We start from the raw sequence: 26,328 nt of genomic DNA, 5'->3' as shown, positions 1-26,328 counted from the left end.
GCAAAGCAGGAAGGGCATATCATGCTGGCCGGCCTTCGTAACCGCAATCTCAGTGCAAGGCTGTTACAGCCCGCTGACGAATTATGGGACCGGCGCCTTGGCGTCAGTACGTTCGGGCACCACCCCGGCTCCGGCGCTCCGGGCGATCGGGAGTGGTATCTTCACTATATCCCCTCCCCCTACCGCGACATCTTCGACGTGCTTTCCCTGGCCTCGCTGCAGGAGGACGATACCGTCACCGACCTGGGCTGCGGGCTGGGCCGCGTGGTCTTCGCCGCCAGCCATCGCGGCGCCCGGCGGGCAGAAGGCGTGGAACTGATCCCGGCGCTGGCCAGCAAGGCGCAGAGCAACCGGACGACCAGCCACCTGCGCGACAGGGACATCGCCTTCTTCCAGCGCAATGTCCTGGACCACGACCTGAGCGGCACGACCCTGATCTACATGTTTCACAGCTTCGGCCACCAGATCGTCGCCGAAGTGCTGGACAAGGCAAGGCACAACCGCCGCACGGTCAATGCCGCCCGCCCCTTGCGCATCGCCTACGTGAACCCGGTATGCGATGACGTGATCGCGGATGCAGGATGGCTGCGCTGCCTCGGCAGTATGCCTGAAAAGCGCCAATGGCTGTCCAGCGCGCTGCATTATCGCACGACGCTATGGATATCGACTGACTGCTAGAGCTGGATGCTTCCCTGATCGACTTCGCGTTCGGCCGCATCTACCCTGCTATCCATGAACATCGCGATCTACGGCACCAAGACCTACGACCGGCACTTCCTGACAGCCGCCGGGCAGGACCGTTTCAACCTGCGTTTCCTCGAAGTGCCGCTGGGCCGTGACACCGCGCAGCTGGCGGCGGGCTGCGAGGCGGTCTGCGTCTTCGTGAACGATGTAGTCGACCGGCCTGTCATCGAGCAGCTCGCCGCGCTGGGCGTCAGGATCGTGGCGCTGCGCTGCGCGGGGTACAACAACGTCGACCTGACGGCGGCAAGCGAGCAAGGCATCGCCGTGGTGCGTGTGCCCGCCTATTCGCCCCATGCCGTCTCCGAGTTCACCATCGGCCTGCTGCTCTCGCTCGACCGCAAGATACACCGCGCCTGGTCGCGCGTGCGCGATAACAACTTCGCGCTTGATGGACTGGTGGGGCGCAACCTGCACGGCAGGACCGCCGGCGTCGTCGGCACCGGCCAGATCGGCGCGCTGGTCGCCCGCGCGCTGAGGGCGGGTTTTGGCTGCGAGGTGCTGGCGAGCGACCCCGTGATCGATCCCGCGCTGGTCGACATCGGCGTGCGCTATGTCCCGCGCGAAGTCCTGCTGCGCGAGGCCGACATCATCACGCTGCACTGCCCCCTCACCCCCGACACCCGCCACCTGATCGACGCCGAGGTGCTGGCGGCCGCGCGGCCCGGCGTGGTGATCGTCAACACCAGCCGGGGCGCCCTGATCGATGCGGTCGCCCTGATCGAGGCGCTCAAGCGCAAGCGGGTCGGCGGCGTCGCCCTGGACGTATACGAGCAGGAAGCGGGTATCTTCTTCGACGACCTGTCGAGCCAGATCATCGACGACGACGTACTGCAACGCCTCCTCACCTTCCCCAACGTGCTGATGACCGGGCACCAGGCTTTCCTGACTGAGGAAGCCCTCACCGCGATCGCCGCCACCACGCTGCGCAGCATCGGCGACTTCATGGACGGCAAGCCGCTGGCCGAGGCGGTCTGTCTGCAAGCATGAGCCGGCGCGCACCGCCTTTACCGCAAGGCAAGGCGCCCTTGCCGTTTCGCACTTGCACAAATTGCTGCGAGCGGCTCACGCTGCGGCCCGTCCCCCCCAGTTCGAGATTTCACGAATGCGCGCCTTGCACCGCCTGATCCTTGCCATTCTCCTGTTCGCAGGAGGCACCGCCGCTCATGCCCAGATCGCACCCACGGCGGAGCAGTCCAGCCAGATCAAGCAGGCGGAAACCGATCTGCGCGAAGTCGACCGCGCGCTCGACACCAAGGTCGCCGACGACGAACGGGCAGCGCTGCGCACCAAGGCGCTGGCCGCGCAAGCTGCGGTGCGTGCCGCCGCAAACCAGCTGGAAGACCAGATCGCCCAGGTCGATGCGCGCGTCGCCGGCCTTGGCCCGGTCACCGAAGGCGTGGCCGAAGCCCCCGAGATCCAGCAGCAGCGGGCCCGCCTCGCAAAGACCCGGGCAGCGGTGGATGCCGCCGTCAAGCGCGGCAGGCTGGCCGACGTCGAGGCCCAGCAACTGATCGAGGAACTGGACCGCGGGCAGGCCGAACAACTGAACGAAACACTCGCCACCCGCTTTCATTCACCGCTGTCGCCCACCTTCTGGAGCGCCCTGTTCGCCTCGGCCCCGCGCGACATGCGCCGGGTCGACCTGTTCATATCGCAAGGCTTCGCCCAGATCGGCGAGCAATGGCGCGGCGGGATACCGTGGCAGGTGCCACTGGGCGGTATACTGGCTTTCGTGCTGATGTTTCCGGCCCGGGTCGCGGGACGGCAGCTTGGGCAGCGCTACCTGATCGGCACCGCGCCCGGCCACCGCATCCGCCGTTCGCTCTATGCCCTCTGGCGCGTGGTCATCGGCACGGCAGCGCCGCTGCTGGCCGCCTTCGTGCTGGTTCAGGGGTTCCGCTGGGCCGGTCTGTTCCCCCAGCGCTGGGACCTTCTGCTCGACGGGTTTATCGGCGCCTGCGGATTCGCCGCCTTCACCGCATCGCTTGGCGGCGCCGTGCTGATGCGCAAGCAGCCCTCGTGGCGGATCGCACCGATCGCCGACGAAACCGCAAACCGCGTCCATCCGATGATCCTGATCCTGTCGGGCATCGCTTTCGCCTGCATCCTGCTCGATGCCTTCAACCAGGCCGTGGGCGCCAGCCAGACAGCGCTTGCCGCCTGGCAGATGGCCGAGGCGCTGGTGCATCTGATATGGATCGGCACGTTCCTGCTCCTGCTCGGCCGCCTGCGCGCCGATGCCGCCGCGCGTGAGGAAGCCGACACCGAAAGCACCAACCGGTCCTCCACCGGCGCGGGGCTGGCGGTAATCACGCTCATCGCCTGGATGCTGGTCGTCGCGGCCTTGTTCGCCCTGACCGGCGGCTACGTCGGGCTCAGCCTGTTCATCGCCCGGCTGATCGTCTGGACTGCGGTGCTCGTCGCCACGCTCTACCTGCTGCTGGGCACTGCCGACGACGCCGCAACCACGCTGTTCAGCCGCGAAAGCCCGCTGGGCATCGCCCTCACCCGCAGCGTGGGCCTGCGCGGAAGCCTGGTGGACCAGTTCGGCGTTCTGGTTTCAGGCGTCTTGCGCATCTTCCTGGTGCTCGTCGCGCTTGGCCTGCTGATGACGCCCTTCGGCGGCAGCGGCGGGCTTGGCAGTTTCTTCGGACGGCTGGGCACTTTCGCGCAAGGGATCGACATCGGCGGCGTTGCGATCTCACCCGGCGCGATCATTCGTTCGGCGCTGGTGCTGACGATCGGCCTCGCCCTCGTGCGGGCCTTCATGAGCTGGCTGGAAAAGCGCTACCTTCCAGCCACCGACCTCGACGGTTCGGCGCGCAATTCGGCCGGGCTGGTCGCCCGCTATGTCGGCATTGCGCTGGCGATCATTTGGGCGCTCGCCTCTCTGGGGATCGGGGTCGAGCGGATCGCGCTGCTCCTCTCGGCGCTGTCGGTCGGCATCGGTTTCGGCCTTCAGGCGATCACCCAGAACTTCGTATCGGGCCTGATCCTGCTGGCAGAGCGTCCCATCAAGATCGGCGACTGGGTGCGCGTGGGCACGGACGAAGGCGACGTGAAGCGCATCAGCGTGCGCTCCACCGAAATCACCCTTGCCGATCATTCGACGCTGATCGTCCCCAATTCCGAACTCATCACCAAGACCGTGCTCAACAAGACCCTGTCGAGCCCGCTCGGGCGTATCCAGATCCAGTTCTCGGTGCCGCTCGAAATCGAGGTGGACAATGTCCTGGACATCGTTCTGAGCACCTTCGCGGCCGAACCGGCAGTGCTGGAGGACCCCGGCCCGGCGGCATTCGTCGATTCGATCGCGGACGGGCGAATCCTGTTCAACTGCTTCGCCCACGTCGCCTCTCCGCGCGATGTCTACCGCGCCCGCAGCAATGTGTTCCTCGTCCTGCTGCGGCGTTTCGGCGAGGAAGGCATCGACATCGGCACGGTCGCCCAGCGCCTGGAACTTCTCGCCAGCGACCGCACCGCGATCGAGGACGGCGACCGCAAGGGCACTGCGCCGCAGCCGCCCGCAGGCTGACGCCGCGATGCTGAGCCAGGCCCAGCAGGCAAACCTCAACCTGGACGAGGCGCGGGAGATGCGCGCGGCTGGCCTTTCGTACCGGGAAATCGCCCGCAAGCTGGCCCTGACCGGGAACCAGCTTGCCCGCATCCGCCGCGCGTTGAAGCGGGCCAAGGCATCGCGCACAAGGCTGCGCGCAAAGGACCCGGGCGCCACCGATCGCGACCTGCTCATCAGCCAGTCGGTCCTGCCTTCCGGCCTGCGACTAACCTTGAAGGCCGCCGGCTTTCGGACGCTGGGCGATCTGGCGCAGCGCATCGCCGACCCGGACTTCCTCGGCCTGGAAACACTGCCGGGCATCGGCCCGCACCGGGCGCGGGTGGTAAAGGGATTGCTCGACCACCATGGCCTCCTGTCCGGCCCCGAAGACCTTCAGGCCGCAGTGGAAGCCCTTTTTCCCGAATTTCAGGATACCGGGCAAAACTGATACCGATGCTTGATGCGCTTGCCTCATCGGGCAGTGGCCAAGCCCGTGCGGCGCTTGAGCATTTCCAGACGGTGATGCGCCAGCATCTCGGCAGCGTGGTATAAGTGCATCCACGCCGCCGCGATTGTCGCGCTTCCCTCGCGTTTGCGGTAGGGGCCGGGGAATGAAAAATGCTGCCTTGCTGAAAGACCTGGCCGATTGCGCTTCTCCGGAGACGCTGCTCGCGGCGATCCTGAAGCACTATCCCCAGCTTACCGTACCGATAGACGTCGAAGCCATCGCGCGCAGTGCAGGCATCGCCGAATTTCGCGATCTCGACGTCGATGGCGCTACGAGCACTCTCATGGCCGATATCGCCAAGACACAGGGCATCATTTCAGTGGCGGCGGGCTTCTCTGCGCCGCGCCGCCGCTTTGCCATCGCGCATCAGCTTGGCCATTTCCTCCTCAAGGCGCAGCGCGGCGACAGGCAGTGCACCAGCCGCGATCTGGCGGAGAACCGGCGCGATACCCCGCATCGCAAGGAAGAGATGCAGGCCAACCGCTTTGCCGCCGGGCTGCTGATGCCCAAGCCGCTGTTCGCCAGTTTCGTCGCAGACCTGGGAAAGCCGGCCATCGCCCACCTGCCCACGCTCGCCGCCGCTTACCGCGTCACGCTGGAAGCGGCCGTCAGCCGCTATGCCGACCTCACCCAGACGACATGCGCGTTCGCCTTCATCAAGGACGGTACGGTGCGGCTCACCAGGCCGTCACGGTCTTTTCCGGCCCTCTCGGTCCGTTCCGGCGACCCCGCGCCAGCGGCGGTGGGCAGCACCGCGCCGAAGGAAGAAACCGCCTGGTTCCCGGCCGACGTGCGTGACTGGCTGTCGATCGCCCGCGACGTCCGCCAGCCCAGGCTCGCGTTCCAGACGTTTCGCAAGGCCAACGGCTTTCAACTGGTGATGCTATACGTCGACGCCGCAGCAGAACGCCGCGCGGACGAGGAAGCGGAAAAGCTGGCGAACGAAAGACCCAGGTTCGGTCGATGAAGCAAAGGGCCGCTATCGACTACACCTCGGTGCAAACCACTTTCCCTGCAATACCGCTAAGGTCTTGAAAAGTGGTAGCGGAGGAGGGACTCGAACCCCCGACACGCGGATTATGATTCCGCTGCTCTAACCAGCTGAGCTACTCCGCCACATCAAGGCCGTCCCTAGGGATGGCTCGATCTGGTGCACCATTGCTGCGGTGCAGGCCGCGTCCTTTAGGTGGGTCACCCGCATCGGTCAACACTGAAAAAGCACCTTCAGCCACGAAAGGTGACAACGCGGATCGGACGCCACAATCCGTCCTCCCACGCGTAGAGCCCAAAGCCCCGGAAGCGGAAGGAAACGGGCTGCAATTGATCGCCCAGCTGCGCCTGAAGCGCACGGGCGGCCTGGGTGGTCACCTTGTTCTGGATCGTCACGTGAAGGCGCAGCGGCTGGGCGTCCTGCTGGGTCAGCAAGCCGTGCATCCGCTCCGCGATGGCGCCGTGGAGTTGGACCATCGCCGCGCTCTCCACCGCAAGCGCGGTGCCGGTGCCCAGCTTCATCAGTCCGGCGATTCGCGCCGGCGGCGCGGGTGCCTTGGCGAGAGCGCGCAGCACGTCGGTGAGTTCCTCCTCCACCGATGGCGGCAGGGCGTGGAACAAGGTTACGTGGGCGCGCAGGCGGTTACGTTCGGGCGGATAGTGGGCCCGGCGCAGGGCGTCCGCCCAGGCAAGCACATCATCGGGCAGTTCAGCGGTGACAAGCAGCGGTGCGCCTGCCTTGCGGGGGCCTGTCGCGATCCAGTCGGGTGCGGGTTTGCTCATGCCTCTTCAGCCATCGATCCCGATTGCCAGAATGACCCGCGCAGCGCAAAGTTCATCGGGCAGGAATTACAGGCCGAGGAGATCGTCATGCGCACATTCTGGATCATCGCCGCCGCCATCCTCGCCTGGAACCTGCTGGGCGACGCCGCCTATGTCATGCAGGCCAGCGCCGACCTCGATGTGCTCGCCAGGACCGACCCCGTCACTGCCGATGCCTTCCGCTCCATGCCCGCATGGGCGTGGGCCGCCTATGGCGTGGCGGTGTGGGTCGGTACGCTGGGCGCGGTGCTGTTGCTGACGCGGCGCAAGGCGGCATGGATATGCTTCGCGCTTTCGCTGGCCGGCGTGGTGGTCCAGTTCAGCTGGAGCTTCCTGGGCTTCGGCATGATCGCGGCCAAGGGCTGGTCGACCACGATCTTCCCGGCCGTGATCTTCGCGATCACCCTGGGCTCACTGCTCTACGCCCGCCGCAAGGCAGCGGACGGGACGCTGCGCTGAAACCTTACAGTTCGCCGCGCTCGCGCCGTATCGCGAACCACTTAGCGACGTTGCTGTTATGCTCGGCCAGAGTGTCGGCGAAGGCGTGGCCGCCGGTGCCGTCAGCGACCATGTAGAGCGCATCGGTCTTGGCCGGGTTCAACACGGCGGCGATCGATTCGCGGCCCGGGTTGGTGATCGGGTGCTTGGGCAGGCCGACCATCGTATAGGTATTGTAGTCGTTGACCGCCTGGATCTCCGACTGAAGGATACGGCGGCCCAGGCGTTTGCCCTTGGTGATCGGGTAGATGATCGTCGGGTCGGCCTGAAGCAGCATGCCGGTCCTGAGGCGATTGGAATAAAGCCCTGCCACCATGCGGCGTTCGGAGGGCTTTCCGGTTTCCTTCTCGACGATGGAGGCCAGGATCACTGCCTGTTCCGGCGTTTTGACGACGAGATTCGGCGCGCGCTTGTCCCACAATTCCTTGACCGTGCGGCTCATCGCGGCCTGCATCCGGCGCAGCACCGCCTCGCGCGTTTCACCGCTTTCGATCGGATAGCTGTCCGGCAGGACCGAACCTTCGGCAGGCGAGGCAACATCGCCCGTCAGCGCGGTCTGCGCTTTAAGCCGTTCGTAGACCATGATCGAGGGCATCCCCTCGGGCACGGTGACGAGGCGGCGCACGAAATCGTCGCTGGAGATGATCGCCAGCACCCGCGATGCACTAGCGTGGGCGGGAATGGCGAACTCACCCGCCTTGATCCCGCCGCCGCCGCCGAAAACGCGCGCGCGCAGGGTGAACCCGCTCGCCGAGCGGATCACGCCCTTTTCCTGGAGCCTGTCCGCGATCGTCCCCAGGCTGGCGCCATTGGGGACGACGAAGTGCTGGTCCTTGGCCAGCGGGCCGGAACCGTACCAGCCGCCAAGGAAGCTCCACAAGGCACCAATGACAGCCACGGCGAGGACGCCTGCCAGAACGCATCCACGCCGGGACATCATCGGTGTCAGTCTTCTACGCGGCGCAGCACGAGGCTGGCGTTGGTGCCGCCGAAGCCGAAGCTGTTGTTGAGCACGGCGCGCACTTCACGCTTCTTGGCGACATGCGGCACCAGGTCGACGCCCACGCAGCTTTCGCTGGGGTTGTCGAGGTTCAGCGTCGGGGGGACGATCTGGTCGCGCATCGCCAGGATGCAGAAGATCGCCTCGACAGCGCCCGCGCCGCCCAGCAGGTGGCCGATCGCAGACTTGGTCGAACTCATCGAGACGTTGTCAATGGCATCGCCGAACAGGCGGCGCACCGCGCCCAGTTCCAGCTCGTCACCCAGCGGAGTCGAGGTGCCGTGGGCGTTGATGTAGTCGATGTCCTTGGGTTCGAGGCCCGCCTTGCGCAGCGCCATCGCCATCGAGCGGAACGCGCCCGAACCTTCCGGGTGCGGCGCGGTGACGTGGTGGGCATCGCCCGACAGGCCGTAGCCGATGACTTCTGCGTAGATCTTCGCACCGCGTGCCTTGGCGTGCTCGTATTCCTCAAGCACGACGACGCCTGCGCCCTCGCCCATCAGGAAGCCGTCGCGGTCCTTGTCGTAGGGACGGCTGGCCTTCTCGGGCTCGTCGTTGAACGAGGTCGAGAGGGCGCGTGCCTGCGCGAAGCCGGCGATGCCGATCGGGCAGATGGTGCTTTCCGCGCCGCCGGCCAGCATGATGTCGGCGTCGCCGTCCTTGATCATGCGCGCAGCGTCGCCGATCGAGTGAGCGCCGGTCGAGCAGGCGGTGACGACAGCGTGGTTCGGGCCCATCAGGCCGTACTTGATCGAAACCTGACCCGAGATCAGGTTGATGAGGCGCCCGTGGACGAAGTGCGGCGAAACGCGGCTCGGCCCCTTGGCGGCGAGGACCAGCGATTCGCTTTCGATGCCCGGCAGGCCGCCGATGCCCGAACCGATCGAGCAACCGGCCATGTAGCGGGTTTCCTCGTCCATCTCGGTCAAACCGGCGTCTTCGATCGCCTGGCCCGCGGCATCGATGCCGAAGACGATGAACGGATCGACCTGGCGCTGAACCTTGTGGTCGACGCGCTTGTTGGCATCGAAGCCATATTCATGATCGGCCGGCTTCACCTCTGCGGCGATGCGGCACTTCTGGTCCGAGGCATCGAACTTCGTGATCGGCCCGGCGCCGGATTTACCGGCAAGGATATTGGCCCAGGTCGTTTCGACGTCAGCCCCCAGCGGGGTGACAAGACCAAGTCCGGTTACGACGACGCGACGCATTATGCTCTCCGACATGCGATTACCCGAAATCTGCGATCATCCAAAAATTGCGGATGCCCGAGACTGCGGCTGCCTGAAACAGAATAGAAGCCTGAAACGGCGACAGGCCCGCCCCCTTAGAGGTCGAGCCTGTCGATTTCAATCCGGGTGTGCGCCCTGCCCCATTCGACCGCAAGAACGGCCGAAGGGTCAGCGGCGGCAGCCTGAATCAGCCCTTGTTCTCTTCGATGTACTTGATGGCATCGGAGACGGTGCTGATCTTTTCGGCTGCGTCGTCGGGGATTTCGACGCCGAATTCTTCTTCGAAGGCCATGACCAACTCGACGATGTCGAGCGAGTCAGCGCCCAGATCATCGATGAAGCTTGCGTCTTCGGTGACCTTCTCGGCTTCAACGCCCAGATGCTCGACGACGATCTTCTTAACCCGATCGGCGGTATCGCTCATGTGTATAGACCCCTTCAAAAATTCGGAGGATTGGTAATTCGACAGTCGCCCTAATCACTGGGCGGCGCGCTGGCAAGGGGCTTGGGTTAAACCCCGAAGGCCACATGACCTGCGTTATCCACGGTCCATGCAGGATTCCAAGCGATTTCCCATGCATTGCCATCGGGATCGGCCACATATCCACGATAACCGCCATGCGCCGGGGCATCCGCAGCCCGCAGCAGCGTGGCGCCCGCCGCGACGAGCCGTGCCAGCCTTGCGTCGACCGCTTCTGCGCTTTCGAGGTTATGGGCCAGTGCGAAACTCCCCGCCGGCGCACAGGGGCGGTCCATGTCCGCTTCGAGCTGGGCCTTGTCCCACAGCCCGAAAACGAATCCGTTCATCTGGAAAAACGCCACGTCGTCCTGCTCGAACACCGGCTCCCAGCCGAATCCTTCGCGGTAGAAGGCTTTGGCACGGGCCACGTCGGTGACGCCCAGGGTGATGAGGGAAATATGCTGCATGGATTGCCAACGCCGAGAGGCGCGGCGCGGTTCCTCTTCCTCCCCCGCCGGGGGAGGAAGATTGCGGGGGCTTATTTCACCCCGAAGTTCAGCCCGCGCTGGGGGCGACCACGTTGCCAGCCGCCGGAGCGGTCTGCTTCACTGGCTCGACCACGCGCATGTGCAGGTCACGCAGCTGCTTGTGCTCGGCGGGCGACGGTGCGCCCATGAGCAGGTCTTCGGCGCGCTGGTTCATCGGGAACAGCGAGATTTCGCGCAGGTTCTGCGCGCCGCACAGCAGCATCACGATGCGGTCCACGCCCGCCGCCATGCCGCCGTGAGGCGGGGCGCCGTACTGGAACGCGCGGTAAAGGCCGCCGAAGCGCTCTTCCACGTCGGCCTTGGTCAGGCCGGTCATCTCGAACGCCTTGACCATCAGTTCGGGCGACTGGTTGCGAATCGAACCCGAAGCGATCTCGAAGCCGTTGCAGACCAGATCGTACTGGAACGCCTTGATGGTAAGCGGGTCCTGCCCTTCGAGCGCTTCCATGCCGCCCTGCGGCATCGAGAACGGGTTGTGCGCGAAGTCGAGCTTCTTGTTGTCCTCGTCCCACTCGTAGAACGGGAAATCGACGATCCAGCACAGCTCGAAGCGGTCCTTGTCGATCAGGTCGAGCAGCTCGCCGGTGCGGGTACGGGCAAGGCCGGCCAGCTTGGCGGCCTGCTCTTCCTTGCCGGCGGCGAAGAACACGCCGTCGTTGGGGCCAAGGCCCAGCGCTTCGATCAGCGCGGCGGTCTTTTCCTCGCCGTGGTTCTTGGCGATCGGCCCGCCGGGGACGCCGTCCTTGATGTTGATGTAGCCAAGGCCCGAGAAGCCTTCGCTGCGCGCCCAGTTGTTCATCTCGTCGAAGAACTTGCGGCTGCCCGCGCCTGCGCCCGGAGCCGGAACGGCGCGGATGGTGCCGCCGCCCGCAACGATGCCGGCGAAAATGCCGAAGCCCGAATCGACGAAGTGCTCGGTCACGTCCTTGATCAGCAGCGGGTTGCGCAGGTCAGGCTTGTCCGAACCATAGTCCAGCATCGACCGCGCGTGCGGAATGCGGCGGAATTCACCCGAGGGGGTGACCGGCTTGCCCTCGGCGAAACCGGCGAAGATGCCCTGAAGCACCGGCTCCATGGTCTCCCATATCTCTTCCTGGGTGACGAAGCTCATCTCGAGGTCGAGCTGGTAGAATTCGCCCGGCAGGCGGTCGGCGCGCGGGTCTTCGTCGCGGAAGCAGGGCGCGATCTGGAAGTAGCGGTCGAAACCGGCGACCATGAGCAACTGCTTGTACTGCTGCGGCGCCTGCGGCAGCGCGTAGAACTTGCCCGGGTGGATGCGGCTGGGGACCAGGAAGTCGCGCGCGCCTTCAGGGCTGGAGGCGGTGAGGATCGGCGTGGAATATTCTGTGAAACCGATGCCTTCCATGCGGCGGCGCATATCGGAAATGACCTTGGTGCGCTTGACGATGTTGGCGTGCAGCGTCTCGCGGCGCAGGTCGAGGAAGCGGTACTTGAGGCGGATGTCCTCAGGATACTCCTGCTCGCCGGCGACCGGCATCGGCAGTTCCTCGGCGCGGCTGATGACCGTGGCGGAGCGGGCGTAGACCTCGATCTCGCCAGTGGCAAGGTTGGGGTTCACGGTGCCGGCACTGCGGGCCTTCACGGTGCCCTCGATGGTCACGACGCTTTCCGCGCGCAGCGAATCGAGCACGGCCAGCGCCGGGCTGTCGCTGTCGGTGACGACCTGGGTCAGGCCGTAATGGTCGCGCAGGTCGACGAACAGAACGCCGCCATGGTCGCGCTTGCGGTGTACCCAGCCCGAAAGGCGGACGGTCTGGCCAACCTCGGCCGCACCGAGGGCGCCGCAGGTGTGAGAGCGATAGGGATGGGTCATGGCGGGTTCGTGCTCTTCAAATAGTCGAAATCAGATCATCGCGGCCCTAGTCGAGTGGGCCGGCGATTTCCAGACTAGGTTTTCACGCGGTGGCCAATCGGCGCGGCGGTAACACCAAATAAACCATTGGCCTTTAAACGGGCAGGGCAAGGGGTCGCACAAGACAAGCAGGACAAGACATGCTGGCACACAAGCTGGACGAAGTTCTCCCGGAATCCGCCCTCCCGCAGGGCGGAAGCAGCGCCCTGCCCGCGTTCCCGCAATGGGCCGATGCCCCCATCCCCGCCGCCGCCGAGCCGGAGCAGCCTTCCGCCGCCGTTCTCGAACTGCGCCGGCTTGCCGAGCCCGAAGCCCCGTCCGACGGCGAGGCGGAGGCCTGGCATCTGCCCCCGCCCGGCATCCACACCACCGGATCACAGCTGCGCCGCCGCCTCGTCACCGCCGAAAGCATCGCCGCGCTGTCGGCCCATGAAAAACCCTCACTCATCCAGCGGATTTGCGCATTTCTGCCGGGCCGGAAATAAACATACGACAAAACCGCAACACGGGGCGTTGATCCACCGGGCCGTTAGGCGTAACGCCCCTGTTCAATGAAAATTCACCCGCTGATAACGAAAACCCAAGAACTCGCCGATTTGTGCGCGCGCCTTGCGAAATCCGATTTCGTGGCCGTCGACACCGAGTTCATGCGTGAAAACACCTATTGGCCCGAACTGTGCCTTGTGCAGATCGCCAATACCGAGGAAGCGGCGGCGGTCGACCCGCTCGCCCCCGATCTCGGCCTGAAACCCTTGTGGGACCTGCTGACCGACAATGAGGACGTCCTCAAGGTCTTCCACGCGGGCGGCCAGGACGTCGAGATCGTGTTCAACTTCACGGGGCGCACGCCGCACCCGATATTCGACACCCAGATCGCGATGATGGCGATCAGCCAGTCCGAGCAGATCGGCTATTCCAACCTCGTCGAATCGTGGCAGGGCCTGACGATCGACAAGGGCGCCCGCTTCACCGACTGGTCGCGCCGCCCGCTTACCGACCGCCAGATCGAATATGCCATCGGCGACGTAACTCACCTTTCCAAGATCTTCCCCAAGATGCTCAAGCGCCTGATCAAGACCGGCCGGGGTGAGTGGCTGGACCAGGAAATGGAAAAGCTGGCCGACCCCGAGCATTATCGCAACGACCCGGCCCAGGCCTGGAAGCGGATCAAGGCGCCGGGCCGCAACCCGCAGGTTCTCGGCCGCCTGAAAGCCATCTCCGAGTGGCGCGAGATGGAGGCGCAGGGCAAGAACATCCCGCGCGGCCGCATCGCCCGCGACGAAACGATTGCCGACATCGCCAGCCACCCGCCCAAGACGCAGGGTGACCTCGCCAAGGTGCGCGGCCTGTCGCAGGGTTGGAAGGACAACGATATCGGACGCCGCCTGATGAACGTCCTCGCCAAGGCGGAAGCCTTGCCCGATGACGAAATGCCCGCCCGCGCCCCGCGCGGCGCGCCGCTGGGCAAGGAAGGCACGCTGGTTGCAGACCTGCTCAAGCTGCTGCTCAAGATCCGCGCGCGGGAAATCGACGCCGCCTCGCGCCTGCTTGCCCGCAGCGACGAACTGGAACTGCTGGCCGCCGGCGTGCGCAAGAACCTCAGCCTGCTGGAAGGCTGGCGCTACGAAGTTTTCGGCCGCGATGCGCTCGACCTAGTCGAGGGCAAGCTCGCCTTCGCGGTGGAGAACGGCAAGCTCAAGATGACTCACGTCGACGATGCGGCGAAAGCGGCGGCTGCCGAAACGGCAGACACCGCCCCGGAGCAGGTCGGTGACAGCCAGGCCGACGAAGAACAGGTCGGCGAAGAATAACTACCGCCATGGCGACGGCGTTAAAGCGCATTCGCCATGGCGGTGCCCCCTCCCTCAGGGGTAACTGTCGCTCCAGCACTTCACGCAAGGCGAACGGAGCATGCACTCCGCTTCGCCGTATGCGCAGGACCGATGCCGCGGCGGGCGTGACAAACGTCGCAAAATGCGAAAAACGATTACCATATCCGAGAGTTAGCACGCCCTGCGGCCGCAGGTAGTGATAGCAATACGGAGCGACTACCGCCCTCTGATTTTACAGGATTATCGGTCCGGTAACGGCTTGTCGGCGCGCTAACAGTTGGCGTCCCTGCACGGTTCATGCGATAGCTCCCGGGTGACCGTTTATCAGCCCACGCTCAAGCAGCTCCAGTACCTCGTTTCCCTTCACGAGCACGGCCATTTCGGCCGCGCCGCCGATGCCTGCTTCGTTTCGCAATCGACGCTTTCGGCGGGCCTTCGCGATCTGGAGACGCTTCTTGGCGTGACGCTGGTGGAACGGACCAAGCGCGCCGTGCGCTTCACTCCGCTGGGCAATGCGGTCGTCGCCAAGGCCCACCGCATCCTGCGCGAAACCGAGGAGCTGTCCGATCTCGTCCAGTCGAGCGGCAAGCCGCTCTCGGGCGAATTGCGGATGAGCGTGATTCCCACGATCGCCCCGTTCCTGCTGCCCCGCATGTTGCCGCGCCTGCGCCGCGAGCGCCCCAGCCTCAAGCTGTTCCTGCGCGAGGAACCCAGCGCGGCGGCAGTCGAATCGCTGCACCACGGCCGTGCCGACTGCGTACTGCTCGCCCTGCCCTATGCCACCGGCGAGGTGGAGAAGGAGACGATCGAACTGGACGCCTTCTTCGTCGCCTTCCCGGCCGACGATCCGCGCGATCCGCCCGCCGAAATCACACCCGACATCATTGACGAACACCGCCTGCTGCTGCTGGAGGATGGGCATTGCCTCAAGGACCACGCTCTGGCGGCCTGCAACCGCCCGGAACTGCGGGCGAGCGCGACGATGATCGGCACCAGTCTGCACACGCTGGTGCAGATGGTCGACAATGGCCTGGGGCTGACGATGCTGCCTGAAATGGCGCTGGATGCGGGTATTCTCAACGGTACCAACGTCGTAGCGCGGCCGTTGATATCGCCCAATGCCAACCGCGAGATCGCGCTGGTATGGCGCAAGAACTCACCGCGTTCGGACGAATTCCGGATGCTGGCGGACGAACTGCGCGCGGGCTGATCAGCCCTTGCGCCGCAGCCCTTGTAGCGCAAGGCCGACCGCCGCGATCCCGGTGCCCAGCACCGAAACGCCGTTCCAGCCCCAGTGATGCCACACCGCCGTCGCGGCGCCGGAACTGGCGGCTCCGGCCAGGAACATCATCGCCATGTAGACAGTGTTGATGCGCGACCGTGCTTCGGGGCGCAATGCATAGATGATGCTTTGGTTCGAAACCTGGCTGGCCTGTACCGAGAAGTCCATCAGCAGCACGCCCACAACCAGACCCGCGATAGACTGCCAGAACCCGAAGACCAGCCACGATACCAGCGTAAGCGCGCTGGCCAGGACGATCACGCGGCCCGGCCCGCTGCGGTCGGCGCTTCGCCCGGCGATGGGCGCGGCCAGAACGCCCGCTGCGCCCAGCACACCGAACAGGCCTGCCGCTTCGGGGCCCATGCCGAAGCGCGGCTCCTGCAGGCGCAGTGCAAGAATCGTCCAGAACACGCTGAACACGCCGAACTGGGTGCATTGGGTATAAGCGGCGAGCCGCAGCGCCGGAAACTCGCGCCACAGCGCCCATAGCGAGGCCAGCAGCCCGCCATACGTCATGCCGTTGTGCTGCGGACGGCTGCGCGGCAGCATGAATGCCATCAGTCCCGCCGTGAGCAGGCACAGCGGCACCGCCAGCCAGAACATCTCGCGCCAGCCGAAAGCCCCGGCAACGAATCCGGCCAGCGTCCGGCTCAGCAGAATGCCGCAGAGCAGCCCGGCCATGACCGTGCCCACCACCGCGCCGCGCCGTTCTTCCGGCGCGAGATTCGCGGCGAAGGGAACGATCTGCTGCGCCACCGAAGCGAGCAGGCCGACCAGCAGCGACGCCGCCAGCACCAGTCCCGCGCTGGGCGCGATGGCGACAAGGGCCAAGGCGAACGTCAGCGCCAGGCACTGCATCACGATCAGCCGCTTGCGCTCAATCAGGTCGCCCAGTGGCACCAGCAGGATCAGGCCCGCCGCATAGCCCAACTGGGTCGCGGTCGGCACGTATGTGATCGCAGCGCCTGAAAGCTCGCGCTCCATCAGCCCGATCATCGGCTGGTTGTAATAGATGTTTGCGACCGTCAGCCCGGCCGCGGCGGCCAGCGCAAAGATCACCGGCTTGCCCATGGCACTGGCAGGCGCGGCCGAAGTCGCCGTGTTCATGGCAGGGGTGGTGGCGGTAATGACAGGCTCCTTGGCGCAGGCGTTCTCCTGCCGGGCCTGCGATCTAGGGATACGGCCGAGGCAGCCAAGCGCGAGGATCGCACGGCTGGTTTACAATTGCGCAACACGCACGCGCAACCTCAGTCCATGTACTTGAGGCCGGCGCGCATATAGTCCCAGCCCGTCACCAGCGTCAGCACCGCCGCGCCCCATAGCGTGGTGAGGCCGACGGTATGCGGCACGTTGATTTCCAGCGCGCCCACCCACAGGTTCCACCACGGCATCGCCACGCCCAGAATCAGCGCGCCCAGCGAGATGAACTGGAACGTCGTCTTCCACTTGGCCAGTCGGCTGACCGGCACTGACACCTGCAGACCCCCAAGGAACTCACGCAGGCCGGACACGGCAATCTCGCGGATCAGGATCACCAGGCCCGCGATCACATGCGCATCGCCCACGTAAGGGCCGCGCAGGATGCCTTGCGCGGTGAGCACAAGGATCACGGCGGCGATCATGATCTTGTCGGCAATGGGATCGAGGAACACGCCCAGCTTCGAGACCGTCCCGCTGGAACGGGCAAGATAGCCGTCGAAATAATCGGTGATGCCCATCAGGCAGTAGAGCCCGAAGGCAAGGCCGTAGCCGAACTCCCACTTGGGCCACCACAGCAGGAACGCCAGCAGCGGCACCGCAAAGATACGCGACAGGGTGAGGATGTTCGGCAGAGTCAGCATGGTGCCACCGCCATAGCCCGCAATTGCGACGGGAATAAAGTGCTCAACGGGGGTTGTGCCCCCGTCCCACCGCATTAAGTGTCGCGGCGACCAGAATTTCCAGAGTTTCAAACGCCGGCGGCACGTTTCGATCATGACCACGACGACCCAACTCATCCGGGCCCGACGTTTCCTTCCCCTCTTCGTCACCCAGCTGCTCGGCGCGTTCAACGATAATCTGTTCAAGAACGCGATGATTCTCTTCGTGGTATACGAGGTATATCACTCCGAAGCGCAGGAGGCCCGCTTCAGCGCGCTGGCCTCGGCGATCTTCATTCTGCCCTTCTTCCTGCTCTCCGCGCTCGCCGGGCAACTGGCCGACATGCGCGACAAGGCAAAGCTGATCCGCATCATCAAGGGCTGCGAGATCGTCATCATGCTGATCGGCGGCGCTGGACTGGCGCTCGCGTGGCAGGGTGCCTCGCTGGACGGCGTGGCGATGCCGCTGATGCTGGTCGCGCTGTTCGCGATGGGGGTGCATTCGACGTTCTTCGGCCCGATCAAGTATGCGATCCTGCCGCAGCACCTGCGCGACGGCGAAGTCCTTTCGGGCACCGGCCTGGTAGAGGCGGGAACCTACATCGCCGTGCTGGCCGGCACCATCGTCGCCGGCTGGATCAACGTGGAACATGCTGCGATCGGGGTCATCGTGGTCGCCTGCATCGGCTTTTTCGCCGGCCGGCAGGTGCCCCCCGCCCCGCCGCTGTGCGAGCCCGAGCCGCTCGACTATCACTTCGTTCGCGCCTCCATCAACCTGGTGCGCACGACGATGAAGGACCGCCGGGTGTTCCTGGCGATCTGCGCGATCAGCTTCTTCTGGGCGATCGGCACGGTGCTGTTCATCCAGTTCCCGCCGCTCGCCAAGAACATGCTGCGCGCCAGCAAGGAAGTGGCGAGCCTGTTCCTGGTGATCTTCTCGGTTGGCGTGGCGATCGGTTCGGTCGCCATCAACGCCCTGCTCAAGGGCACCGTCTCGGCGCGCTGGTCGCCTATTTCGGTGATCGGCATGGGCGTGTTCCTGGTCGCCTTTCAGCAGGTCTGCCGGATCTGGCCGCCCCATACCGGGCCCGACGTGATGATGGACGTCTCCACTTTCGTGATCCAGCCGCTGGCCGCACCGCTGATGCTGACGCTGCTGGGTATCGCGATTTGCGGCGGCATGTTCGTGGTGCCGCTTTACGCCTTCCTCACCACTTTCGTCGAAAAGTCGCAGACGGCGCGGACGATCGCGGCGAACAACATCGTCAACTCGGGCGCGATGGTGGTCGGCTCACTGGCCACCGGCGTGATGACATTGATGGGTGTCGCAGTGGCGCAGCAGTTGCTGATCGTGGCCCTTGGCTGCGGCGCTTCGGCCTGGCTGGGCCACTTGCTTTTCCGCGCCGAAAAGGCCGCTGGCGCCGCCTGACGGTTGTTACTTCCTCCCTCGCTCCGAGAGGAAGAACCGGCGCGTCAGGCGATGAACAGGGTGATCGCGACGAAGCTGGCACAATAGGCGGCCATGAAGCCTTTCCAGTCTCCGCCGCTCAGCCGCCAGCGGCGGGCGGCTTCCAGATTCTCCCCTGCCTCCACGTCCGCCGGAAGCGGATCGCTGAAGACGTGAGGCGGCAGCGAGCGACGGAACCAGTGTCCGGCCGACTCCTGCGTGAGGACGAGTGCGCGACGTGTGATGCTTCGCATGAGGCACGTCTTAACGATTTGTTTACTATTCCGTAAAGCGCGTCGAATGCTGCTTCCCGAAACGGGACGCCCCCGTTAAATTTCGTCAATAAAACTGCGGAAAATCAACAAAAAAGAGCCGCCCGAAGGCAGCCCTTGTCCGATTCGACGATGGTGCGCCGGGTCAGATGCTGTCGCCGAGGGCGCCCTTCACCTTGCCGGACGCCTGCTGCAACTCGCCCTTCTTCTCCTGCGCGACGCCCTCGGCCTTCTGAGCCGGATCGTTACGCGCATTTCCGAGCGCCTGCTTGGCGTTGCCGGCGGCTTCGTTAGCGAGACCCTTTGCGGTGTCGGTGAGCTTACCCATGAGATTATCTCCTTGATTTGTCAGCGGAAAAATCCGCCGCTTACAAGAGAAGAAACGCCGGAGACCGCCGAAAGGTTGCAAGGAAGTCGGTCAATTCATCGCGAACCGCCGAGTTTCGCCGCACTGGCGGCGCGCTTCATCTCAGCCCCCCGCAAGCGAAAGGACATAGTCCCATTCTTCAGGGGTGACCGCCGCCACTGACAGGCGCGAGAACTTCGCCAGTTCCATATCCGCCAGCTTCGGGTCGGCTTTCACCTGCTTCAGGGTTACGGTCCGCTTCAGCTTGCGCACCGGCTTCACCTTCACCGCAGCCCACTTGCCTTCCGGGTCGCTCGGGTCGGCGATGCCGGCCTTGCTGACCTGGGCAATCCCGACGATTTCCTTACCGATGTTGGAGTGATAGAAGAACACCTCGTCCCCAACCTGCATGGCGCGCAGGTTGCCCGCGGCGCGGTGGTTGCGCACGCCGTCCCAGGTGCCTTCGCCCTCGGCGACGAGGTCGTCCCAGCTGTACGCGTCCGGTTCAGACTTCATCAGCCAGTAACTCTTGCCCATCGCTCGCCTTTCCATTTCATGTCCGGCCCTCATGCCTCTAAGGCGGGCGACATATCGACTCATACGGATTGCACTACCATGGACCTAGCCGAAATTCCCGTTCTCAGCCTTGATGCAGACCGGGCCGACCTGCCCGCCCGCATCGGCGAGAGCTTCCGCACCTTCGGTTTCGCGATGATCCGCGACCACGGCATCGACCCTGCCTTGATCGAGCGCGCCTGGGAGTTAACCGGCGAATTCTTCGCCCTGCCGGTGGAAACCAAGCAGAAGTACTTCATCCCCGGCCAGGGCGGCGCGCGCGGCTACACCCCGTTCCGCACCGAAGTGGCCAAGGGCGCCAGCGAGAAAGACCTCAAGGAATTCTGGCACGTCGGCCGCGATGTGCCTGCGGATTCGCCCCTCGCCGCCTCGATGCCGCCCAACGTCTGGCCCACCGAGATCCCCGGCTTCCGCGAGACGTTCACGCAGCTTTACGCCCAGTTCGACGAAGCCGGCGCCAAGGTGCTTTCCGCCATCGCCATCGATCTTGGCCTGGATGCCCGCTGGTTCGACCCCGCGATCGACGACGGCAACTCGGTCATGCGCCTGCTGCACTATCCCCCCGTGGGAGAGGGTTCCGGCGGCGCCATCCGCGCCGGGGCGCATGAGGACATCAACCTCATCACCCTGCTGCTGGGCGCGCAGGAAGCGGGCCTCGAACTGCTGGGCAAGGATGGGCGCTGGCTTTCCATCGCCCCGCCGGAAGGCGCGATCGTGGTCAATATCGGCGACATGCTGCAGCGCCTGACCAACCACGTCCTGCCCTCCACCACGCACCGCGTGCGCAATCCCGAGGGCGAGCGGGCTGGCCACGCCCGCTACTCGATGCCGTTCTTCCTGCACCTTCGCAGTGATTTCCCCTTTGTCACCCTGCCCGAATGCGTCAGCGAATCGAACCCGGACCGTTATCCGGAAACGATCACCGCCGATGACTACCTGCAGGAGCGCCTGCGCGAGATCGGCCTGAAGATGTGACCGAAATGCCGCCGCCGCGGGCCCGATCCGAGGCGGCGGCTTTCATCTTAACCAATATTTCAGAGCGTTTACTTAGGGCGAGGAACATAGGGGCGACACCCTAGGGGACCACGTCGGTGCGCGCAGTGAAATTTCAGATTGCCGGCAATCACAGCGAAGACACCGCCGCCGGAAGGCAGGTGGACATCGTCGCGTTGGGCATCGTCACGGCGGCGATCATCCTCTTCGTCGCCACGGGCAGCGAAATCGGCCCGGCCGTCGTGCGTTCGCTCAGGGGCGAAGGTCCGGGGCCGGACAGCTTCATGCTCGACGCCTTCCTCCTCAACATCGCCATCATCATCTTCGGCTGGAGCCGCTACCGCCAGCTTTGCGAAGAAATCGCGGCGGGCAAGGCGGCTGAAAACGCGGCGCGCCGCCTGGCCGAAACCGATGCGCTGACCGGCTTCCTCAACCGCCGCAGCTTCAATGCCGGCATTGATGCGCTGATCGCCCAAGGTGCCGACCCCGGCGTGAACAACGGGGCCGACCAGCACCGGGCGACCGCGCTGATGATGATCGACCTCGATAACTTCAAGCAGGTCAACGACCACAACGGCCACTCCGTTGGCGACCTGCTGCTGTGCGAATGCGCCCGCCGCATAGCCGCTGCGCTGCCGCACGGCGCCCTTGTCGGCCGCATCGGCGGTGACGAATTCGCCGTTGCCCTGCCCTTCGACCGGCAGCGGCCCGAATTCGTCGACCATATCGCCAAAGTGCTGGTCGCCTCGATCGGCGAAAGCGTGCGGATCAACGCCGTGAACATTGCGGTTAGCGCCTCGATCGGCCTGTCACGCTCGGACCTCGGCGGCGACGAGCCGGCCGGCCGGGTCAGTTCGCTGTTCGAGATGGCCGATATCGCCATGTACCACTCCAAGCGGCAGGGCCGGAACGGCTTCTCGTGGTTCGAGGCGCACATGGCCGACGAGATGCGCTTTCGCTCAGAGCTCGAGAACGGCATCCGCCAGGGCATCCCGCGCGGCGAATTCGTGCCGTTCTACGAACAGCAGATCGACCTGCAGACCGGCGAACTGATCGGCTTCGAGATGCTGGCACGCTGGGATTCGCCGCAGTTCGGCATCGTCGCGCCCGATATATGTTCATCCCCGTCGCCGAGGATATCGGCGCCATCGCGGAACTGTCGCAAAGCGTGATCGCGCAGGCCCTGGAAGATGCACGGGCGTGGGACCCGCGCCTGACGCTGGCGGTGAACATCTCGCCGATCCAGCTTCGCGACCCGTGGTTCGCGCAGAAGCTGCTGCGGATGCTGGTGGAAGCCAATTTTCCGCCCCAGCGCCTTGAGGTGGAGATCACCGAAAGCTGCCTGCACCAGAACCTGGCCCAGGTGCGTTCGCTGATAACCAGCCTGAAAAATCAGGGCATCCGCGTCAGCCTCGACGATTTCGGCACCGGCTACAGCTCGATCGGACAACTGCGCGAACTGCCGTTCGACCGGATCAAGATCGACCGCAGTTTCGTCTCCAGCCTTGTCGATAACAAGGACAGCGCCGCCATCGTGCGCGCCGTCACCACGCTGGGCCAGGGGCTGCACCTGCCCATCACCGCCGAGGGCATCGAGACGCAGGACGTCCTCGACCACCTGCGCCAGTACGGCGAAATCACTGGCCAGGGCTACCTCTACGGCCGCCCCCGCCCGGCCCGCGACCTCGGCGAATGGCTGGATGCCGGCCAGCAGCCGGAAGCCGAGGCGCCCACGCCGGACGACCCCCCCGCGCGGCGAGCCCTATAACCATCCCGAAAGCCCCGTCGTCCCGGATCAAGTCCGGGACGACGGCAGTTCGAAACCACGAGAACACTGGACCTTGGGGCCCGAGGCTCCTAGATCGCGCGCCATGCGGATCGAATTCACCAAGATGCATGGACTCGGCAACGATTTCGTCGTGCTCGATGCGCGCCTTCGCCCCGTGCCCACTATGGACGCGGCCTTCGCGGCCGCTCTGGCGGACCGGCACACCGGCATTGGCTGCGACCAGCTGATCCTGCTCGAACCTTCCGACGCGGCCGATTTCCGCATGCGCATCTTCAATGCCGACGGCAGCGAGGTGGAAGCCTGCGGCAACGCCACGCGCGCGGTCGGCCTGCTGCATGGCCGTGCCGCCCGGATCGAGACGCTGGGCGGCTTGATCGCCTCAACCCCGGTCGAAACCGGCATCAGCGTGGAAATGGGCAAGCCCCGCTTCGACTGGAACGCGATCCCCCTCGGCTATGCGATGGATACCTATGCGATGCCGGTGGCGTGGGAGGAACTGGTCAATCCCATCGCCGTCAACGTGGGCAACCCGCACGTCATCTTCTTCGTGCCCGATCCCTACGCCATCGACATGGCCCGCCTTGGCCCCATGATCGAGAACGACCAGATCTTCCCCGAGCGTATCAACGTCAACGTCGCTGCCGTCACCGCACGCGATGCGATGATCCTGCGCGTGTGGGAGCGCGGTGCCGGCCTCACCCGCGCCTGCGGTACGGGTGCCTGCGCCAGCGCCATCGGCGCGATGAAGCGCGGCCTGGTCGATCGCCGCGTCACCGTCACCCTGCCCGGCGGCCCGCTGGTGATCGAGTGGCGCGAGGACGACGAGATCGTCATGACCGGCCCCGCCACCGAGGCGTTTCGCGGCAGCTTCGATCCGGCGGACTTCGGGATCATCGCTTGAGCGTGGAAGTCCACACGCTAGGCTGCCGGCTCAACATCGCCGAAAGCGAAACCCTGCGCGGGCTGCTGGACGGCGATGAAAACCTCGTCGTCATCAATTCCTGCGCGGTTACCGCCGAAGCCGTGCGGCAGACCCGGCAGGCGATCCGCCGCGCCCGCCGCGCCCGTCCCGATGCGCGCCTGCTGGTCACCGGCTGCGCCGCAGAGGTGGAGCGTGAAATGCTGGCCGCCATGCCGGAGGTCGACGGCCTGATCGCCAATACCGCCAAGCTCGACCCGCGCGCCTGGAACGTGCCGCCTGCTCCGCGCCCGGCCGTAAAGCGCGGCTATACGCGCGGCTTCGTGCAGGTGCAGAACGGCTGCGACCACGCCTGCACCTTCTGTGTCATCCCGCAAGGACGCGGCCCCAGCCGCTCGCGCTCCATAGCCGAACTGCTGGAGGACATCTCCGTCCACCTCGCCGCCGGGGTGCAGGAAATCGTGCTTACCGGCGTCGACCTCACCTCCTGGGGCGGTGACCTTCCCGGTGAACCCCGCCTCGGCGCGCTGTGCGAGGCGATCCTCGCGCGGTTCGGGCAACTGCAGCGCCTGCGCCTCTCCTCGATCGACGGGGCGGAAGTGGACGAGGGCCTGTTCGAGCTGCTGGCCGCAGAAGCGCGGGTGATGCCGCACGTCCACCTTTCGCTCCAGCACGGCCACGACCTCATGCTGAAGCGCATGAAGCGCCGGCACAGCCGCGCCGATGCGGTCGGCCTTGTGGAACGCCTGCGTATGCGCCGCCCCGAAGTGGCGATCGGCGCCGACCTCATCGCCGGTTTCCCGACCGAGGACGAGGCTGCGCACGAGGCGAACCTGTCCATCATCGCCGAACTTGGCATCGCCCACGGCCACGTCTTCCCCTACTCGCAGCGTCCCGGCACCCCTGCCGCGCGGATGCCGCAAGTGGAGCACGCCGTTATCCGCGCCCGCGCCGCGCAGCTTCGCGAAGCGCTGGCGCACGAACGGGCGACGTGGCTTGCCGCCCATCTGGGCAAACCGCTAAGGGTGCTCGCCGAAAAGGGCGGAACCGGCCATGCGCCGGATTTCGCCCCCGTCCGCGTCCCCGCAGAAACGCAGCCCGGAACGCTGGTGAGCGTTGTGCCCGCAAGGGTAGTCGAAGGAATACTGGAAGCATGAGTATCGACGGCCCCCAGAACGATACGGGGACTCCTGAAACCGGCGGCGACTGGTCCGAGCGCCTGTTCGGAGGTTTTCGCAAGACCTCGGAGCGCCTGACCGGCAACCTTTCCGGCATCGTCGGCGGCGGCCGTCTGACCGAGGCGCAGCTCGACGATCTCGAGGACGCGCTCATCATGTCGGACCTGGGCCCCCGCGCAGCGGCGCGCATCCGCGGCCGCCTTGCCGAGGAACGTTTCGAGCGCGCCGCCGATGAGCGCGCGATCATGGAAGTGGTCGCCCGCGAGATCGCCGAGATCCTGCGCCCTGTCGCCAAGCCGCTCGACATCATCGCCTTCCCGCGCCCGCAGGTGATCCTGGTGATCGGCGTCAACGGATCGGGCAAGACCACCACCATCGCCAAGCTGGCGCACCTATTCCAGGAACAGGACTATTCGGTGATGCTGGCCGCCGGAGACACCTTCCGCGCCGCCGCCATCGGCCAGCTGCGCGTGTGGGCGGACCGGCTTTCCATCCCCATCATCACCGGCCCGGAAGGCGGCGACCCGGCCTCCATCGTGTTCGACGGTCTGAAGGCGGCGACCGAACAGGGCATCGACACGCTGATCGTCGACACTGCCGGACGCCTCCAGAACAAGCGCGAACTGATGGACGAGCTGGCCAAGATCCGCCGCGTCCTGGGCCGCCTGAACCCCGCCGCTCCGCATGACGTGGTGCTGGTGCTGGATGCCACCAACGGCCAGAACGCGCTCTCGCAGATCGAGACCTTCAAGGAAGTGGCGGGTGTCTCGGGCCTCATCATGACCAAGCTGGACGGCACCGCGCGCGGCGGCGTCCTCGTCGCGGCGGCCGAGCAGTACGGCCTTCCGATCCATGCCATCGGCGTGGGCGAGAAGATCGACGACCTGCGCCCCTTCAACCCGGACCTGCTTGCGCGGGTGATCGCGGGAATTGCCTGATGACTGATACCTCCAAAGCTCCCGGCAAGCCCAAACCCAAATCGAGCTGGGTGAACCTCGTGGTCGATTTCGGGCCGCTGCTCGTCTTCTTCCTCGCCTACCGCCACTTCGCGCCCAGCGATGACAACAACATGGTCGGCACCGTCACCGCCGTCATCAAGGGCACCGTGGCGTTCATGGTAGCAACCGTGGTGGCGCTCGCGGTATCGAAATGGCGGCTCGGCCATATCTCGCCGATGCTGTGGCTGACGACGGTGCTGATCCTCGGCTTCGGCGCGCTGACGGTGATCTTCCGCAATCCGTTCTACGTCCAGATCAAGCCCACGGCGGTCTACCTGCTGTTCTCGGTGGTGCTGTTCGTCGGCCTGTTCAGGGGCAAGCCGATGCTGAAGTACCTGCTCCAGTCCGCCTTCGAGGGGCTGAACGACGAAGGCTGGATGAAGCTGTCGCGCAACTGGGCGTGGTTCTTCCTGGTGCTGGCGGTGCTCAACACGGCGCTGGTCTATACCGTCAGCTTCGACACCTGGATGCAGGCCAAGCTCTGGGGCTTCACGGTGCTGTCGTTCCTCTTCACCTTCTCGCAGCTGCCCATGGTGCTGAAACACGGCATGGGTGAGGAGGCGAAGGCCGAATTCGTGGAAACCCCGCCGACCGATTGAGGTCGAT

28 protein-coding genes and 1 tRNA gene are annotated in these 26,328 nt (G+C 65.4%); 17 read left to right on the top strand and 12 right to left on the bottom strand.

What is annotated here, in order from left to right; genetic code table 11:
- The first annotated feature begins 21 nt into the window (after window positions 1-21).
- From TQ38_RS06745 to TQ38_RS06725, 5 genes are all read left to right on the top strand, one after another.
- Complete coding sequence (locus TQ38_RS06745; protein WP_043976176.1) at window positions 22-678, top strand: cyclopropane-fatty-acyl-phospholipid synthase family protein; 657 nt, start codon at window positions 22-24, stop codon at window positions 676-678.
- A gap of 54 nt (window positions 679-732) precedes the next feature.
- Window positions 733-1,731 (top strand): 2-hydroxyacid dehydrogenase, encoded by a 999-nt coding sequence (locus tag TQ38_RS06740; RefSeq protein WP_043976178.1) that lies wholly within the window; start codon window positions 733-735, stop codon window positions 1,729-1,731.
- Between the two features lie 115 nt (window positions 1,732-1,846).
- Window positions 1,847-4,279, top strand: coding sequence for a DUF3772 domain-containing protein (locus TQ38_RS06735; RefSeq protein WP_043976179.1), 2,433 nt, complete (start codon window positions 1,847-1,849; stop codon window positions 4,277-4,279).
- Between the two features lie 7 nt (window positions 4,280-4,286).
- Window positions 4,287-4,748, top strand: coding sequence for a hypothetical protein (locus TQ38_RS06730; protein WP_043976180.1), 462 nt, complete (start codon window positions 4,287-4,289; stop codon window positions 4,746-4,748).
- A 163-nt stretch (window positions 4,749-4,911) separates the two neighbouring features.
- Window positions 4,912-5,775 (top strand): ImmA/IrrE family metallo-endopeptidase, encoded by an 864-nt coding sequence (locus TQ38_RS06725; RefSeq protein WP_082057735.1) that lies wholly within the window; start codon window positions 4,912-4,914, stop codon window positions 5,773-5,775.
- Window positions 5,776-5,847: 72 nt separating this feature from the next.
- Here the strand turns inward: TQ38_RS06725 and TQ38_RS06720 are convergent.
- Window positions 5,848-5,924, bottom strand: a tRNA-Met gene (locus tag TQ38_RS06720).
- A 108-nt stretch (window positions 5,925-6,032) separates the two neighbouring features.
- Window positions 6,033-6,581, bottom strand: coding sequence for a 2'-5' RNA ligase family protein (locus TQ38_RS06715; protein ID WP_043976182.1), 549 nt, complete (start codon window positions 6,579-6,581; stop codon window positions 6,033-6,035).
- Window positions 6,582-6,668: 87 nt separating this feature from the next.
- Here TQ38_RS06715 and TQ38_RS06710 point away from each other — a divergent pair, with 87 nt between their 5' ends.
- Entirely contained in the window at window positions 6,669-7,079 is a 411-nt protein-coding gene (locus TQ38_RS06710; protein ID WP_043976184.1) for a hypothetical protein, read from the top strand.
- 4 nt (window positions 7,080-7,083) lie between these two features.
- Here TQ38_RS06710 and mltG read toward each other — a convergent pair whose 3' ends face one another.
- The 5 genes from mltG to aspS all read right to left on the bottom strand — a co-directional run bounded on the left by mltG (window position 7,084) and on the right by aspS (window position 12,192).
- On the bottom strand, window positions 7,084-8,058 hold the full coding sequence (mltG, locus tag TQ38_RS06705; RefSeq protein WP_043976186.1) for an endolytic transglycosylase MltG: 975 nt from the start codon (window positions 8,056-8,058) through the stop codon (window positions 7,084-7,086).
- A 5-nt stretch (window positions 8,059-8,063) separates the two neighbouring features.
- Entirely contained in the window at window positions 8,064-9,329 is a 1,266-nt protein-coding gene (gene fabF / locus TQ38_RS06700; RefSeq protein ID WP_043976187.1) for a beta-ketoacyl-ACP synthase II, read from the bottom strand.
- Window positions 9,330-9,537: 208 nt separating this feature from the next.
- Window positions 9,538-9,774 carry an acyl carrier protein gene (locus TQ38_RS06695; RefSeq protein WP_007679564.1) on the bottom strand — a complete coding sequence of 79 codons (237 nt, stop codon included), beginning with the start codon at window positions 9,772-9,774 and terminating at the stop codon, window positions 9,538-9,540.
- An 86-nt stretch (window positions 9,775-9,860) separates the two neighbouring features.
- A complete protein-coding gene (locus TQ38_RS06690; protein ID WP_043976191.1) occupies window positions 9,861-10,277 on the bottom strand; it encodes a VOC family protein in 417 nt (138 codons plus the stop codon).
- An 88-nt stretch (window positions 10,278-10,365) separates the two neighbouring features.
- Window positions 10,366-12,192: an aspartate--tRNA ligase gene (gene aspS, locus TQ38_RS06685; RefSeq protein WP_043976193.1), complete on the bottom strand. Its 1,827-nt coding sequence runs from the start codon at window positions 12,190-12,192 to the stop codon at window positions 10,366-10,368.
- Between the two features lie 179 nt (window positions 12,193-12,371).
- Here aspS and TQ38_RS06680 point away from each other — a divergent pair, with 179 nt between their 5' ends.
- The 3 genes from TQ38_RS06680 (at window position 12,372) to TQ38_RS06670 (ending at window position 15,273) form a co-directional block, all read left to right on the top strand.
- Entirely contained in the window at window positions 12,372-12,716 is a 345-nt protein-coding gene (locus TQ38_RS06680; protein WP_043976194.1) for a hypothetical protein, read from the top strand.
- Between the two features lie 66 nt (window positions 12,717-12,782).
- Window positions 12,783-14,042 carry a ribonuclease D gene (gene rnd / locus TQ38_RS06675; RefSeq protein WP_043976195.1) on the top strand — a complete coding sequence of 420 codons (1,260 nt, stop codon included), beginning with the start codon at window positions 12,783-12,785 and terminating at the stop codon, window positions 14,040-14,042.
- A 334-nt stretch (window positions 14,043-14,376) separates the two neighbouring features.
- Window positions 14,377-15,273 (top strand): hydrogen peroxide-inducible genes activator, encoded by an 897-nt coding sequence (locus TQ38_RS06670; RefSeq protein WP_043976197.1) that lies wholly within the window; start codon window positions 14,377-14,379, stop codon window positions 15,271-15,273.
- Here TQ38_RS06670 and TQ38_RS06665 read toward each other — a convergent pair whose 3' ends face one another.
- On the bottom strand, window positions 15,274-16,452 hold the full coding sequence (locus tag TQ38_RS06665; RefSeq protein WP_043976198.1) for an MFS transporter: 1,179 nt from the start codon (window positions 16,450-16,452) through the stop codon (window positions 15,274-15,276). It abuts the gene before it with no gap.
- 140 nt (window positions 16,453-16,592) lie between these two features.
- A complete protein-coding gene (gene pgsA / locus TQ38_RS06660; protein ID WP_043976441.1) occupies window positions 16,593-17,186 on the bottom strand; it encodes a CDP-diacylglycerol--glycerol-3-phosphate 3-phosphatidyltransferase in 594 nt (197 codons plus the stop codon).
- 133 nt (window positions 17,187-17,319) lie between these two features.
- On the opposite strand from pgsA, the gene TQ38_RS06655 reads away from it, so the two are divergent.
- Complete coding sequence (locus tag TQ38_RS06655) at window positions 17,320-18,633, top strand: MFS transporter (RefSeq protein WP_043976199.1); 1,314 nt, start codon at window positions 17,320-17,322, stop codon at window positions 18,631-18,633.
- 44 nt (window positions 18,634-18,677) lie between these two features.
- Here the strand turns inward: TQ38_RS06655 and TQ38_RS06650 are convergent, their stop codons facing one another.
- The 3 genes from TQ38_RS06650 to TQ38_RS06640 all read right to left on the bottom strand — a co-directional run bounded on the left by TQ38_RS06650 (window position 18,678) and on the right by TQ38_RS06640 (window position 19,806).
- Window positions 18,678-18,905: a hypothetical protein gene (locus TQ38_RS06650; RefSeq protein ID WP_043976202.1), complete on the bottom strand. Its 228-nt coding sequence runs from the start codon at window positions 18,903-18,905 to the stop codon at window positions 18,678-18,680.
- Window positions 18,906-19,068: 163 nt separating this feature from the next.
- Entirely contained in the window at window positions 19,069-19,251 is a 183-nt protein-coding gene (locus tag TQ38_RS06645; RefSeq protein ID WP_043976204.1) for a CsbD family protein, read from the bottom strand.
- A 141-nt stretch (window positions 19,252-19,392) separates the two neighbouring features.
- A complete protein-coding gene (locus tag TQ38_RS06640) occupies window positions 19,393-19,806 on the bottom strand; it encodes an EVE domain-containing protein (protein ID WP_043976205.1) in 414 nt (137 codons plus the stop codon).
- Window positions 19,807-19,884: 78 nt separating this feature from the next.
- Between TQ38_RS06640 and TQ38_RS06635 the strand changes: the two genes are divergently transcribed.
- The 7 genes from TQ38_RS06635 (at window position 19,885) to TQ38_RS06610 (ending at window position 26,321) form a co-directional block, all read left to right on the top strand.
- Window positions 19,885-20,820, top strand: a complete 936-nt coding sequence (locus TQ38_RS06635; RefSeq protein WP_043976206.1) for an isopenicillin N synthase family oxygenase — start codon at window positions 19,885-19,887, stop codon at window positions 20,818-20,820.
- Between the two features lie 125 nt (window positions 20,821-20,945).
- Complete coding sequence (locus TQ38_RS30865; RefSeq protein ID WP_240197978.1) at window positions 20,946-22,010, top strand: GGDEF domain-containing protein; 1,065 nt, start codon at window positions 20,946-20,948, stop codon at window positions 22,008-22,010.
- Window positions 21,953-22,606: an EAL domain-containing protein gene (locus TQ38_RS30860; RefSeq protein WP_240197977.1), complete on the top strand. Its 654-nt coding sequence runs from the start codon at window positions 21,953-21,955 to the stop codon at window positions 22,604-22,606. Before TQ38_RS30865 ends, TQ38_RS30860 begins: the two co-directional genes overlap by 58 nt.
- 103 nt (window positions 22,607-22,709) lie before the next feature.
- Window positions 22,710-23,528 carry a diaminopimelate epimerase gene (gene dapF, locus TQ38_RS06625; RefSeq protein WP_043976208.1) on the top strand — a complete coding sequence of 273 codons (819 nt, stop codon included), beginning with the start codon at window positions 22,710-22,712 and terminating at the stop codon, window positions 23,526-23,528.
- Window positions 23,525-24,703, top strand: a complete 1,179-nt coding sequence (locus TQ38_RS06620; RefSeq protein ID WP_043976210.1) for a MiaB/RimO family radical SAM methylthiotransferase — start codon at window positions 23,525-23,527, stop codon at window positions 24,701-24,703. Before dapF ends, TQ38_RS06620 begins: the two co-directional genes overlap by 4 nt.
- Window positions 24,700-25,662: a signal recognition particle-docking protein FtsY gene (gene ftsY, locus TQ38_RS06615; protein WP_043976212.1), complete on the top strand. Its 963-nt coding sequence runs from the start codon at window positions 24,700-24,702 to the stop codon at window positions 25,660-25,662. The genes TQ38_RS06620 and ftsY overlap by 4 nt, the downstream gene beginning before the upstream one ends.
- A complete protein-coding gene (locus tag TQ38_RS06610; RefSeq protein ID WP_043976214.1) occupies window positions 25,662-26,321 on the top strand; it encodes an inner membrane-spanning protein YciB in 660 nt (219 codons plus the stop codon). The genes ftsY and TQ38_RS06610 overlap by 1 nt, the downstream gene beginning before the upstream one ends.
- Window positions 26,322-26,328: the final 7 nt, after the last annotated feature.

It is taken from the genome of Novosphingobium sp. P6W, from assembly GCF_000876675.2.
Taxonomy (GTDB): Bacteria; Pseudomonadota; Alphaproteobacteria; order Sphingomonadales; family Sphingomonadaceae; genus Novosphingobium.
The sequence above is the reverse complement of the archived record's forward strand: the minus strand, read 5'-3'. Positions and strand labels throughout refer to the sequence as shown.

Coding starts and splice junctions, on each gene's coding strand:
- TQ38_RS06745 (WP_043976176.1), top strand. CDS start 22: ATGCTGGCCGGCCTTCGTAACCGCAATCTCAGTGCAAGGCTGTTACAG.
- TQ38_RS06740 (WP_043976178.1), top strand. CDS start 733: ATGAACATCGCGATCTACGGCACCAAGACCTACGACCGGCACTTCCTG.
- TQ38_RS06735 (WP_043976179.1), top strand. CDS start 1,847: ATGCGCGCCTTGCACCGCCTGATCCTTGCCATTCTCCTGTTCGCAGGA.
- TQ38_RS06730 (WP_043976180.1), top strand. CDS start 4,287: ATGCTGAGCCAGGCCCAGCAGGCAAACCTCAACCTGGACGAGGCGCGG.
- TQ38_RS06725 (WP_082057735.1), top strand. CDS start 4,912: ATGAAAAATGCTGCCTTGCTGAAAGACCTGGCCGATTGCGCTTCTCCG.
- TQ38_RS06715 (WP_043976182.1), bottom strand. CDS start 6,581: ATGAGCAAACCCGCACCCGACTGGATCGCGACAGGCCCCCGCAAGGCA.
- TQ38_RS06710 (WP_043976184.1), top strand. CDS start 6,669: ATGCGCACATTCTGGATCATCGCCGCCGCCATCCTCGCCTGGAACCTG.
- mltG (WP_043976186.1), bottom strand. CDS start 8,058: ATGATGTCCCGGCGTGGATGCGTTCTGGCAGGCGTCCTCGCCGTGGCT.
- fabF (WP_043976187.1), bottom strand. CDS start 9,329: ATGCGTCGCGTCGTCGTAACCGGACTTGGTCTTGTCACCCCGCTGGGG.
- TQ38_RS06695 (WP_007679564.1), bottom strand. CDS start 9,774: ATGAGCGATACCGCCGATCGGGTTAAGAAGATCGTCGTCGAGCATCTG.
- TQ38_RS06690 (WP_043976191.1), bottom strand. CDS start 10,277: ATGCAGCATATTTCCCTCATCACCCTGGGCGTCACCGACGTGGCCCGT.
- aspS (WP_043976193.1), bottom strand. CDS start 12,192: ATGACCCATCCCTATCGCTCTCACACCTGCGGCGCCCTCGGTGCGGCC.
- TQ38_RS06680 (WP_043976194.1), top strand. CDS start 12,372: ATGCTGGCACACAAGCTGGACGAAGTTCTCCCGGAATCCGCCCTCCCG.
- rnd (WP_043976195.1), top strand. CDS start 12,783: ATGAAAATTCACCCGCTGATAACGAAAACCCAAGAACTCGCCGATTTG.
- TQ38_RS06665 (WP_043976198.1), bottom strand. CDS start 16,452: ATGAACACGGCGACTTCGGCCGCGCCTGCCAGTGCCATGGGCAAGCCG.
- pgsA (WP_043976441.1), bottom strand. CDS start 17,186: ATGCTGACTCTGCCGAACATCCTCACCCTGTCGCGTATCTTTGCGGTG.
- TQ38_RS06655 (WP_043976199.1), top strand. CDS start 17,320: ATGACCACGACGACCCAACTCATCCGGGCCCGACGTTTCCTTCCCCTC.
- TQ38_RS06650 (WP_043976202.1), bottom strand. CDS start 18,905: ATGCGAAGCATCACACGTCGCGCACTCGTCCTCACGCAGGAGTCGGCC.
- TQ38_RS06645 (WP_043976204.1), bottom strand. CDS start 19,251: ATGGGTAAGCTCACCGACACCGCAAAGGGTCTCGCTAACGAAGCCGCC.
- TQ38_RS06640 (WP_043976205.1), bottom strand. CDS start 19,806: ATGGGCAAGAGTTACTGGCTGATGAAGTCTGAACCGGACGCGTACAGC.
- TQ38_RS06635 (WP_043976206.1), top strand. CDS start 19,885: ATGGACCTAGCCGAAATTCCCGTTCTCAGCCTTGATGCAGACCGGGCC.
- TQ38_RS30860 (WP_240197977.1), top strand. CDS start 21,953: ATGTTCATCCCCGTCGCCGAGGATATCGGCGCCATCGCGGAACTGTCG.
- dapF (WP_043976208.1), top strand. CDS start 22,710: ATGCGGATCGAATTCACCAAGATGCATGGACTCGGCAACGATTTCGTC.
- ftsY (WP_043976212.1), top strand. CDS start 24,700: ATGAGTATCGACGGCCCCCAGAACGATACGGGGACTCCTGAAACCGGC.
- TQ38_RS06610 (WP_043976214.1), top strand. CDS start 25,662: ATGACTGATACCTCCAAAGCTCCCGGCAAGCCCAAACCCAAATCGAGC.